At 74.1% G+C, this 10,412-nt stretch carries 13 protein-coding genes; 1 reads left to right on the forward strand and 12 read right to left on the reverse strand.

Going from position 1 to position 10,412, the window contains the following annotated elements:
• On the forward strand, positions 1-618 hold a 618-nt coding region (locus L7D48_RS19705), incomplete at its 5' end, for a GPR1/FUN34/YaaH family transporter (protein WP_237880876.1).
• Positions 619-640: 22 nt separating this feature from the next.
• Here the strand turns inward: L7D48_RS19705 and L7D48_RS19710 are convergent.
• The 12 genes from L7D48_RS19710 to L7D48_RS19760 form a co-directional block, all read right to left on the reverse strand.
• Complete coding sequence (locus L7D48_RS19710; RefSeq protein WP_374492936.1) at positions 641-1,447, reverse strand: sirohydrochlorin chelatase; 807 nt, start codon at positions 1,445-1,447, stop codon at positions 641-643.
• Positions 1,448-1,470: 23 nt separating this feature from the next.
• A complete protein-coding gene (locus L7D48_RS19715; RefSeq protein ID WP_237880881.1) occupies positions 1,471-2,421 on the reverse strand; it encodes an ABC transporter permease in 951 nt (316 codons plus the stop codon).
• Positions 2,408-3,226 carry an ABC transporter ATP-binding protein gene (locus tag L7D48_RS19720; RefSeq protein WP_237880883.1) on the reverse strand — a complete coding sequence of 273 codons (819 nt, stop codon included), beginning with the start codon at positions 3,224-3,226 and terminating at the stop codon, positions 2,408-2,410. Before L7D48_RS19720 ends, L7D48_RS19715 begins: the two co-directional genes overlap by 14 nt.
• A 176-nt stretch (positions 3,227-3,402) precedes the next feature.
• Positions 3,403-3,531 (reverse strand): hypothetical protein, encoded by a 129-nt coding sequence (locus L7D48_RS19725; RefSeq protein ID WP_093660142.1) that lies wholly within the window; start codon positions 3,529-3,531, stop codon positions 3,403-3,405.
• Positions 3,519-4,898: a sulfate adenylyltransferase subunit 1 gene (locus tag L7D48_RS19730; RefSeq protein ID WP_237880885.1), complete on the reverse strand. Its 1,380-nt coding sequence runs from the start codon at positions 4,896-4,898 to the stop codon at positions 3,519-3,521. Before L7D48_RS19730 ends, L7D48_RS19725 begins: the two co-directional genes overlap by 13 nt.
• A 3-nt stretch (positions 4,899-4,901) precedes the next feature.
• Complete coding sequence (cysD, locus tag L7D48_RS19735; protein WP_308312318.1) at positions 4,902-5,918, reverse strand: sulfate adenylyltransferase subunit CysD; 1,017 nt, start codon at positions 5,916-5,918, stop codon at positions 4,902-4,904.
• The gene (cysC, locus tag L7D48_RS19740) at positions 5,915-6,526 is read right to left on the reverse strand and encodes an adenylyl-sulfate kinase (protein WP_237880887.1); all 612 of its coding nucleotides are present in this window, start codon (positions 6,524-6,526) and stop codon (positions 5,915-5,917) included. Before cysC ends, cysD begins: the two co-directional genes overlap by 4 nt.
• Before the next feature lie 47 nt (positions 6,527-6,573).
• A complete protein-coding gene (locus tag L7D48_RS19745; protein ID WP_237880889.1) occupies positions 6,574-7,296 on the reverse strand; it encodes a phosphoadenylyl-sulfate reductase in 723 nt (240 codons plus the stop codon).
• Entirely contained in the window at positions 7,293-7,478 is a 186-nt protein-coding gene (locus L7D48_RS19750; protein ID WP_093660134.1) for a hypothetical protein, read from the reverse strand. Before L7D48_RS19750 ends, L7D48_RS19745 begins: the two co-directional genes overlap by 4 nt.
• 174 nt (positions 7,479-7,652) lie before the next feature.
• Positions 7,653-9,350, reverse strand: a complete 1,698-nt coding sequence (locus L7D48_RS19755) for a nitrite/sulfite reductase (protein WP_237880890.1) — start codon at positions 9,348-9,350, stop codon at positions 7,653-7,655.
• Between the two features lie 156 nt (positions 9,351-9,506).
• Complete coding sequence (locus L7D48_RS29585; protein ID WP_369126574.1) at positions 9,507-9,590, reverse strand: putative leader peptide; 84 nt, start codon at positions 9,588-9,590, stop codon at positions 9,507-9,509.
• Positions 9,591-9,711: 121 nt separating this feature from the next.
• Complete coding sequence (locus L7D48_RS19760; protein WP_237880892.1) at positions 9,712-10,290, reverse strand: GNAT family N-acetyltransferase; 579 nt, start codon at positions 10,288-10,290, stop codon at positions 9,712-9,714.
• Between the last annotated feature and the right edge of the window lie 122 nt (positions 10,291-10,412).

Consider the following 10,412-nt stretch of genomic DNA (forward strand, 5'->3'; position numbering starts at 1 on the left):
GAGGCGGGGCAGCGCGGCACCCGGGTCGTCCTGCGGCCCGCCGCCACCCCGCTGCCCCTGGGCTTCCTCGCCCTGGGCTTCGCCACCTTCCTCTTCGCCGCGCTCCAGCTCGGCTGGCTCCAGCCCTACGAGGGGCGCCTGGTGGCACTGGCCGTCCTGCTGCTGACGGTGCCGCTGCAACTGCTGGCGTCGGTGCTCGGCTTCCTGTGCCGGGATCCGGGGGCGGGCACGGCGATGGGGCTGCTGGCGGGCACCTGGGCCGCCGCCGCGGGCACCACCGTCCTCACCCCGCCCGGTTCGCACAGCGACGCACTGGGCCTGGCGCTGCTGGCCTCCGCCGTCGCCCTGCTGGTGGCCGCCGCGGCGGACGGCGGGAAACTCGTGGCGGCGGCGGTGGTCACCCTCTCGGCCGTCCGCTTCGCCGTCACCGGGATCGCGGAGCTGACGGCGTCCCCCGCCTGGGAGAGCGCCGCCGGGGTCACCGGTCTCGTCCTGGCCGCGCTGGCCTGCTACGCCGCGCTCGCCTTCCTGCTGGAGAACGCCCTGGGACGCGCCGTACTGCCGGTGCTGCGCAAGGAGCCGGCCGGGGACGAGCCGGGGGTGCGCCCCCGGCTGTGAGACCGCGGGCGCGCGGGGCGCGTCACGCGCCGGTGGGCAGGCTCACGCGCCCGGCCCACCGCACCAGCGCCTCGTCGTAACGCCGCGCCATCAGGCGGGCCAGCTCCGGGGCGTCGCCCAGCACCGGGGCCAGCAGGTCGGCGCCCGCCTCGCGGGCACCGGCGGCGATGCGGTCCGGGAGGAAGCCGGGCGCTATGACGTAGGGGGCGACGGCCACCCGCCGCACCCCTCGGGCACGCAGCTCCCGCACCGCGTCGGCGGTGCGGGGAAGGGATGCGGAGGCGAACGCGGGCCGCACGGCACACCAACCGGAGATGTGCCGCCACTCCCGCGCGATATCTGCGATCACCGCGATCGCCTCCGGGTCGGAGGAGCCCGCCGAGGCCAGGACGACCCCGGTCGAGCGTTCGTCGCCGGGCCGCAGCCCGGCCTCGTGCAGCCGCCGCTCCAGGGCGGCCGTCAGCAGCCGGTCCGGGCCCAGGACGTCGGCCTGGTGCACCGCCAGCCGCGGCAGCCGCGCCACCGTCTCGCCCAGCACCGCGGGGATGTCGGCCTTGGCGTGGAAGGCGCGGGTGAGCAGCAGAGGCAGGGCCACCACCCGCCGTACGCCGTCGGCGTGCAGACGGGTCAGCACCTGGGGGACGGAGGGGGCGTTGAAGTCCAGATGGCCCACCTCGACCCGCAGCTCCGGGCGCAGCCCGCGCAGCCGGGCGCACAGCGCGGCCACCGTCGCCGCGTGGCGCGGGTCGCGGCTGCCGTGCGCGACGACCAGCAGGGCGGGACGGGCATCGCGGGCGCCGCGGGCGTCCGGGACTTCGCGGCCGGGGATGCGGAGGGTGCGCACGGGGCCGCTCACCGCCCGGTCGCCGACGCCAGACCGCGGCTGTGCAGCACACGGCGCTCCACGGGCGAGAACAGCGCCGACTCCACCAGCACACCGACCGCCAGGATCAGCACCACCGAGGCCAGCACCAGGCTCAGCTCGCCGCCCTGCCGGCCCGCGTCCAGCATCCGGCCGATGCCGGGCAGGGGGGTGGCGGTGATGAGCTCGGCCGTCATCAGGGCGCGCCAGCCGAAGGTCCAGCCCTGCCGCAGCGCCGCCACGAAGCCGGGCAACGCGGCGGGGACCAGGACGTGGACGGCTCCGCGCAGGCCGCCGGCGCCCATCGACCGGCCCGCCCGCAGCAGCAGCGGCGGTATCAGGTCGACGGCGGCGGTGACCCCGACGGCGATGGAGGGCACCGCGCCGAGCAGCACCACGGCGTAGACCGCGCCCTCGGAGTTGCCCAGCGCGATCACCGCGACCGGCACCAGCGCGGCGGCAGGCAGCGACTGCACGGCGGACAGGATGGGCCCCAGGACCGTGCGCAGCGGCGCGACCCGGGTGAGCAGCAGCCCCAGGGGGACGCCGATGGCGGCGGAGGCGGCGAAGCCGACCAGGCAGCGCAGCAGGCTGTGGCCGAGGGCGGGCAGCAGGGTGCCGTCCGACCAGGCGCCCGCGAGCTCGCCCCACACGGCGGCGGGGGAGGGCAGGGTGGCCGACCAGTTCAGCGCGTACGCCGTCTGCCACAGCGCCAGCACCAGGGCTACGGCCGCCAGCGGCGGCGCGGCCTTGGCCAGCACCCGCCGCGAGGTGGCGGCGGTGGCGGACACGGGGGACTCCAGGGCGTCCAGGCCGGACGCCATCTCGTCGGAGTCGCCGGGGCCACCGGGGCCGCCGGGACTGTCCGGGCCGCCGGTGTCGCGCCCCGGGGGCTCGTGCCGGGCGCCCCGCCGGGAGTCCTCGGTGTCAGTGGCGGGCATGTCGGACGATCTCCTCGTGCAGATGACCGGTGATCTCCCGGGCGAGGGAGGTCACTTCGGAGTCCTCGATACGGCGGGGGTAGGGGATGTCCACGTCCCACTCGCGCGCCACGCGCCCCGGACGCGAGGACAGCAGCACGACCCGCTGGCCCAGCCGTACCGCCTCGCGCACGTTGTGGGTGACGAACAGCACCGTCAGCTCCCGCTCGCGCCACACGCGGGTCAGCTCCTCGTGCAGCAGGTCGCGGGTGATGGCGTCCAGCGCGGCGAAGGGCTCGTCCATCAGCAGCACCCGGCTGCCCTGGGCCAGCGAGCGGGCCAGCGCCACGCGCTGCCGCATCCCGCCGGAGAGCTGGTGCACCCGCTTGCCGTACGCGTCCGGCAGCCGGACCAGCCGCAGCAGCTCCTCGGCACGCCCGCGCCGCTCGGCCCTGGGCACTCCGGCCAGTTTCAGGGCCAGCTCCACGTTGCGGCCGGCGCTCAGCCAGGGGAAGAGCGCGTGGTCCTGGAACATCAGCGCGGGCCGGCCGTGCGGCACCCGCACCTCGCCGGAGGTCGGGTGGTCGAGCCCGGCCACCAGGTTCAAAAGGGTGGACTTGCCGCAGCCGGAGGCGCCCAGCAGGCAGACGAACTCCCCGGGCGCCGCCGTCAGGTCGATGCCGTCCAGCACCTGCTGGCGGGCGCGGGGGGAGGAGCCGAAGGACTTCGAGACGCGGTCGAGCCGCACCGCGTACGGGCGGGCCTGCCCGGCCCCGGCACCGGTGACGGACGGCGCCGGGGCGGGGGTGGCGAGTTCGGTGGACACAGCGGGGTCCTCTCGTGGTTCGCCACCCTGTTCGGGCGGCTACGGCGGGGGAGAGCCGGCGTGTGCGGCGGGGACATGCCGCGCTCGGGGGACATATGGGGCGCCCCCGGAGCGCGGGTCGTGCGGGTCGCGCTGGTCGTGCTCGAGGTGCGGGTCGTGCGACCGGGCGTCGGGCGTCACCGGCGGCATCCCGCCAGTCCGCCCTGCCCGCTGCCCCGGACACCGCTGCCGATCCGGCCGCCGGTGTGGTCGAAGGTGGAGAAGGCGTCGTGCACGGCGGCGCCCGCCGCGCTCAGAAGTCCCATCCGTCCTCCTGCGGGGCGTCGTTCCCGGCGGCGCGTACCGCCCCGGCGGCTCCGGCGAAGGCCTCGCCGGACATGCCGGCGGTGAGGGTGGAGCCGTCGGCCGGGTCGATCAGCAGGAACGAACCGGTGCGGCGGGAGAGCGCGTAGGGGTCCAGCGGCAGCGGCTCGGCGGTGCGGATCCGCACCCGGCCGATGTCGTTGGCCACCAGCTCGCCCGGCTCGGGGTGGGGCGAGAGGTCGTCCAGGGTCAGCCGGGAGCCGATCTCCTTGACGATCGCCTTGACCGTGCGGGTGGTGTGCTTCAGCAGCACCCGCTGCCCCACCCGCAGCGGGGTGTCGTGCAGATGGCAGACGGTGGCGGTGACGTCCTGGCTCACGGCCGGGGCGTCGTCGGCGGGTGCGATCAGGTCGCCGCGGGAGACGTCGAGGTCGTCGGCCAGCCGGACGGTGACCGACTGCGGCGCCCAGGCCGCCCGGACCGACTGGCCGAGCAGATCGATGCCCTCGATCACCGAGGTGCGGCCCGAGGGCAGCACCGCCACCGGCTGGCCCACGCGCAGCACGCCGGAGGCGAGCTGGCCGGCGTAGCCGCGGTAGTCGGGGTGCTCGGCGGTCTGCGGGCGGATGACGTACTGGACGGGGAAGCGGGCCACGTCCCCGGCCGGGTCGTGGTCGACCTCGACGGTCTCCAGGTGCTCCAGGACGGTCGGGCCGCTGTACCAGCCCATGTGCTCGGACGGGGTGACCACGTTGTCGCCGACCAGCGCCGAGATCGGCACGGCGGTGACCTCCGGCACGCCCAGCGAGGCGGCGTAGGCGGTGAACTCCTCGGCGATGGAGGCGAAGACCGCCTCGTCGTAGCCGGCCAGGTCCATCTTGTTGACGGCCAGCACCACGTGCGGCACCCGCAGCAGGGCGGCCACCGCGGCGTGGCGGCGGGTCTGCTCGACCACGCCGTTGCGGGCGTCGACCAGGATGATGGCCAGGTCGGCGGTGGAGGCGCCGGTGACCATGTTGCGGGTGTACTGCACATGGCCGGGGGTGTCGGCCAGGATGAACCGGCGCCGCGGGGTGGCGAAGTAGCGGTAGGCCACGTCGATGGTGATGCCCTGCTCGCGCTCGGCGCGCAGCCCGTCGGTCAGCAGCGCCAGGTCCGGACCGGCGGCGCCGCGGCTGCGGGAGGCGTGCTCGACGGCCTCCAGCTGGTCGGCCAGGACCGACTTGGAGTCGTGCAGCAGCCGCCCGACCAGGGTGGACTTGCCGTCGTCGACCGATCCGGCGGTGGCGAAACGCAGCAGCGAGGTCTCCCGCAGCAGCCCGGCGGCCTCGGCGGCGCCGGCTGTGGAAGTGGTGGCAGCGGTGGTCATCGGTCAGAAGTACCCTTCGCGCTTGCGGTCCTCCATGGCGGCCTCCGACAACTTGTCGTCGGCCCGGGTCGCGCCCCGCTCGGTCAGCCGGGAGGCGGCGATCTCGGCTATGACCTGCTCGATGGTGGCGGCGTCGGAGTCCACCGCCCCGGTGCAGGACATGTCGCCGACGGTGCGGTAGCGCACCCGGCGCTCCTGGACCGTCTCGCCCTCCTTCGGGCCGCCCCACTCGCCAGGCGCAAGCCACATCCCGTCGCGCTTGAAGACCTCGCGGGTGTGGGCGTAGTAGATGGCGGGCAGCTCGATCTTCTCCCGCCCGATGTACTGCCACACGTCCAGCTCGGTCCAGTTGGACAGCGGGAAGACGCGCACATGCTCGCCCGGCGCGTGGCGGCCGTTGTAGAGCTGCCACAGCTCGGGGCGCTGGCGGCGCGGGTCCCAGCCGCCGAACTCGTCGCGAAGGGAGAACACCCGCTCCTTGGCGCGGGCCTTCTCCTCGTCCCGCCGCCCGCCGCCGAACACCGCGTCGAAGCGGTTGCTCTCGATGGCGTGCAGCAGCGGGACGGTCTGCAGCGGGTTGCGGGTGCCGTCCGGGCGCTCGCGCAGCTCGCCGCGGTCGATGAACTCCTGCACGGAGGCGACGTGCAGACGCAGCCGGTGCTCGGCCACCACCCGGTCGCGGTAGTCGAGGACCTCGGGGAAGTTGTGGCCGGTGTCCACGTGCAGCAGCGCGAAGGGCACCGGGGCCGGGGCGAACGCCTTCAGCGCCAGGTGCAGCATCACGATGGAGTCCTTGCCACCGGAGAAGAGGATCACCGGCCGCTCGAACTCTCCCGCCACCTCGCGGAAGATGTGCACGGCCTCCGACTCCAGGGTGTCCAGATGGCTCAGCGCGAACGCCGTGCCGGTGGCCGTTTCGCTGGTGACGGGGGCGGCCGCGTCGGCGGCCGTGCCCGCGGCGTCGGCGGCACGGTCGGGCGCGGTCGCGGGCCCGGTGGTCGGTTCGGTCGAGGTCGTCACGCCAGTCCCCTCTCGGCGAGCAGTGCGTACAGCCGGGCGGCGGAGTCGTCCACCGGCTCGGTGTGCGCCTCGATCCGCAGGTCCGGATCGGCCGGCGCCTCGTACGGGTCGTCCACACCGGTCAGCCCGGACAGCTCTCCGGCGGCCTGCTTGGCGTACAGGCCCTTCACATCGCGCTCGGAGCACACCTCCACCGGGGTGGCCACGTGCACCTCCAGATAGGCCGTGCCCTCCGCCCGGTGGCGCCTGCGCACCGCCTCGCGGCTGTCGGCGTACGGCGCGATCACCGGGACCAGGGCCTTGACGCCGTTGGAGGCCAGCAGTTCGGCGACGAAGCCGATCCGCTGCACGTTGGTGTGGCGGTCCTCGCGGGAGAAGCCCAGACCGGCGGAGAGGAACTCCCTGATCTCGTCGCCGTCCAGCACCTCCACCCGGTGGCCCTCGCCGCGCAGTCGCGCCGCCAGCGCGTGGGCGATCGTGGTCTTGCCGGCGCTCGGCAGGCCGGTGAGCCAGATCGTGGCTCCGGTGCCGGTGCCGGTTCCGGTGGTGCTGCCGGTGCTGCCAGTACTGCCGGTTCTGTCCGTGACGGAGGCGGTCGCCCCGCTCATCTGACGCTCCTCAACTGTCTGGGCCCCTACGGCCTTCGGGTTCGCCATCAGCCATGCAGTCCGCACTCGGTCTTGCCGCGTCCGGCCCAGCGGCCGGAACGGGCGTCCTCGCCCTCCAGCACCCGCCGAGTGCAGGGCGCGCACCCGATGGAGGGGTAACCGTCCATCAGCAGAGGGTTGGTGAGGACGCCGTGCTCGGCAACGTAGGCGTCCACGTCGTCCTGCGTCCAGCGTGCGATGGGCGAGACCTTGACCTTGCCCCGCCTCTCGTCCCAGCCGACGACCGGCGTCCCCGCCCTGGTCGGGGACTCGTCGCGGCGCAGCCCGGTGGCCCAGGCGTCGTACCCGCGCAGGCCCTCCTCGAGCGGCCTGACCTTGCGCAGCGCGCAGCACAGGTCGGGGTCGCGGTCGTGCAGGCGCGGCCCGTACTCGGCGTCCTGCTCGGCCACGGTCTGCCGCGGGGTGAGCGTGAGGACGTTGACGTCCATCACCGCCGCGACCGCGTCCCGGGTGCCGATGGTCTCCGGGAAGTGGTAGCCGGTGTCGAGGAACACCACGTCCACACCGGGCGCCACGCGCGAGGCCAGGTGCGCGACGACGGCGTCCTCCATCGAGGAGGTCACGCAGAAGCGCGGGCCGAAGGTGCCGGCCGCCCAGCGCAGGATCTCCAGCGCCGGGGCGTCCTCCAGCTCGCGGCCCGCCTTCTCGGCGAGCCGGCGCAGCTCGCCGGCGTCCGCCCGCAGGTCGTAACGGTCCTCGGCGGCGTTCATCGTGTGCTGTCTCCCTCGGTGGAACCGGACCGCCGCAGGCCGTCGGCCAGCAGTCCGAGGAACGAGAGCCTGAAGGCGCGGTTGCAGGAGGCGCACTCCCACGCGCCGTGGCCGTCCTCGGACGGCCGCAGGTCCTCGTCCCCGCAGTACGGGCAGTAGAACGGGGCGGCGCGCTCGCTCACGGTGTCTCCTCGTTCGCTTCTCCGCCCACGCGGCGGTGGTGCGGGTCCGTGACGAGGTGCGGGCCGGTGGCTGCGTGTGCGTCGCTCACGGTGTCTCCTCGTTCGCTTCTCCGCCCACGCGGCGGTGGTGCGGGTCCGTGACGAGGTGCGGGCCGGTGGCCGCGTGTGCGTCGCTCACTTGAGGGCTCCCTCGTCGGCCCGCGCCGCCCACTGGGCGAAGCGCTCGCCGTCCTGCCGCTCCTCGTGGTAGCGGGTCAGCAGGCGCTCGACGTAGTCGGGCAGCTCGGCGGCGGTGACCTTCAGACCGCGCACCTTGCGGCCGAATCCGGGGTCCAGTCCCAGCGCGCCGCCGAGGTGGACCTGGTAGCCCTCCACCTGGTTGCCGTCCGCGTCGGTGACGAGCTGGCCCTTGAGGCCGATGTCGGCGACCTGGATGCGGGCGCAGGCGTTGGGGCAGCCGTTGATGTTGATGGTGACCGGCTCGTCGAAGTCCGGCAGGCGGCGCTCCAGTTCGTCGATGAGGGTGGAGCCGCGGCCCTTGGTTTCGACGATGGCCAGCTTGCAGAACTCGATGCCGGTGCAGGCCATGGTGCCGCGCCGGAAGACCGACGGACGCGCCGTCAGGTCCAGCGCCTCCAGGCCCTCCACCAGGGAGTCCACCCGGTCCTCGGCCACGTCGAGGATGATCATCTTCTGCTCGACGGTGGTGCGGACCCGGCCCGAGCCGTGACCCTCGGCCAGCTCGGCGATCTTGGTGAGGGTGGCGCCGTCGACACGGCCGACGCGGGGGGCGAAGCCGACGTAGAAGCGGCCGTCCTTCTGCCGGTGCACGCCGACGTGGTCGCGCCAGCGCTGGACGGGGGTCTCGGGGGCGGGGCCGTCGGCCAGCTTCCGCCCCAGGTACTCGTCCTCCAGCACCTGGCGGAACCTCTCCGCACCCCAGTCGGCGACGAGGAACTTCAGGCGGGCGCGGTTGCGCAGCCGGCGGTAGCCGTAGTCGCGGAAGATCGAGACGACGCCCTCCAGGACGTCCGCCACGTCCTCCAGCGGCACCCAGGCGCCGAGCCGGACACCGAGCTTGGGGTTGGTGGACAGGCCGCCGCCCACCCACACGTCGAAGCCGGGGCCGAGCTCGGGGTGGCGTACGCCGACGAACGACACGTCGTTGATCTCGTGCGCCACGTCCAGCAGGGGCGAGCCGGAGATGGCCGTCTTGAACTTGCGGGGAAGGTTGGAGTACGCCGGGTTGCCGACGACGCGGCGCTTGGCCTCCTCCAGCGCGGGCGTGCCGTCGACGATCTCGTCGGCGGCGATGCCGGCGACCGGCGAGCCCAGGAAGGCGCGCGGGGTGTCGCCGCAGGCCTCGGTGGTGGACAGGCCCACGGCTTCCAGGCGGCGCCAGATCTCGGGGACGTCCTCGATGCGGACCCAGTGGAGCTGGATGTTCTGCCGGTCGGTGATGTCGGCGGTGCCGCGGGCGAACTCCTGGGAGATCTCACCGATGACGCGCAGCTGCTCGGTGGTCAGCCGTCCGCCGTCGACGCGCACACGCATCATGAAGTACTCGTCGTCCAGCTCCTCCGGGGCCAGGACGGCGGTCTTGCCACCGTCGATCCCGGGGCGGCGCTGGGTGTACAGGCCCCACCAGCGCATCCTGCCGCGCAGGTCGGAGGGGTCGATGGAGTCGAAGCCGCCGTGGGCGTAGATCGTCTCAATGCGTGTCCGCACATTGAGACCGTCGTCATCCTTCTTGAACTGCTCGTTGGCGTTCAGCGGGGTGAAGTGCCCGGCGGCCCACTGGCCTTCGCCGCGGTGGCGGCCGGCCTTGCGGCGGGTCGGGGCAGCGCTGGCTGGCTTGGGGGTGTCGGCCATGGCGGTGTGTTCGTCCTTCTGCTGGACTCGGCTGCGCGGGAAGCGGACCGGATCCGCCCGGGCGCGCTGAAGTGCGCGAACCCGGACGGGAAGCGGGAATCGGGGGCGCCTGCCCGCGACGACGGGGGCGGCGGATGTGCGACGGTGCTGGGACTGTCAGCCCGTCGGACAGATGGCGCTGGACATGCGGCCGAGGTCGACGTGCCGCCGACTCACCAAGGCAATTCCAGCTCGAGACATGGCAGAAGCGTGGCATGAGCATCTCGCGGCAGTCCACCGCTATCCACAGTTCGGACGAAGGCGTCCCGATCCGCGAGACGGAGTGGTGTCGGCCACGGAGCTCGGGGGCCCCGGGCGGGGCTCAGATCCCCGCTCCCGGCCAGGGACCCGGGGTGGAAACGTCCGGTTCGTCCTCCGTCCTGGTGTCGAAGAGGCGGAAACCCCGCCGCCGGTAGTTCGCCAGCGCGTGGGGGCCGTCCTTGCTGCAGGTGTGCACCCACACCCGCCGGGTGGGCTCCCGCCCCGGCCAGCGCTCCGCCAGGTCCCAGGCGCGCGCGGTCCCGTACGACAGCAGGTGCCCGCCGATGCGCCGGCCCCGGAAGGCGGCGATCAGGCCGAAGTAGGTGATCTCCACCGTCCCCCCGGGCTGCGCCTCCAGTTCGATGTACCCGGCCGGGGTGCCGCGGTCGTACGCCACCCACGTCTCCATGCCGGGCCGCTCCAGGAACTCCCGCCACCGCGCGTACGTCCACCCCAGCCGGTCCGTCCAGGTGACGTCCCCGCCGACGGCGGTGTAGAGGAAGCGGCTGAACTCCGGACTGGGCACCTCCGCCCGGGCGATCCGGATGCCGGACCCGCTGTCCGGAATATGGGCGGGGGAGAGGTCGGACGGGGAGGTCTGCTCCAGCGACCAGGTGGTGACGGCGACGGTGGTGCTCATGCCGGGCAGTGAAGCACGGCGGCGCTGCCGACTCGGAAGCGGCCCCGCGGACCGCCTCCCGGCCGGCGGCGCGTACCAGAATGCCCCCATGCCCACACCCGTGCCCGAGCCTGCCGCCCCCG

This window comes from Streptomyces sp. ICN903 (assembly GCF_022015835.1).
GTDB lineage: Bacteria > Actinomycetota > Actinomycetes > Streptomycetales > Streptomycetaceae > Streptomyces > Streptomyces fenghuangensis.

What these genes read in the sequence shown, in the direction of transcription:
- cysC (WP_237880887.1), bottom strand. Translation starts at nt 6,526, where the DNA reads ATGAGCGGGGCGACCGCCTCCGTCACGGACAGAACCGGCAGTACTGGC.
- L7D48_RS19715 (WP_237880881.1), bottom strand. Translation starts at nt 2,421, where the DNA reads ATGCCCGCCACTGACACCGAGGACTCCCGGCGGGGCGCCCGGCACGAG.
- L7D48_RS19760 (WP_237880892.1), bottom strand. Translation starts at nt 10,290, where the DNA reads ATGAGCACCACCGTCGCCGTCACCACCTGGTCGCTGGAGCAGACCTCC.
- L7D48_RS19745 (WP_237880889.1), bottom strand. Translation starts at nt 7,296, where the DNA reads ATGAACGCCGCCGAGGACCGTTACGACCTGCGGGCGGACGCCGGCGAG.
- L7D48_RS19725 (WP_093660142.1), bottom strand. Translation starts at nt 3,531, where the DNA reads ATGGGACTTCTGAGCGCGGCGGGCGCCGCCGTGCACGACGCCTTCTCC.
- L7D48_RS29585 (WP_369126574.1), bottom strand. Translation starts at nt 9,590, where the DNA reads ATGTCTCGAGCTGGAATTGCCTTGGTGAGTCGGCGGCACGTCGACCTC.
- L7D48_RS19730 (WP_237880885.1), bottom strand. Translation starts at nt 4,898, where the DNA reads ATGACCACCGCTGCCACCACTTCCACAGCCGGCGCCGCCGAGGCCGCC.
- L7D48_RS19755 (WP_237880890.1), bottom strand. Translation starts at nt 9,350, where the DNA reads ATGGCCGACACCCCCAAGCCAGCCAGCGCTGCCCCGACCCGCCGCAAG.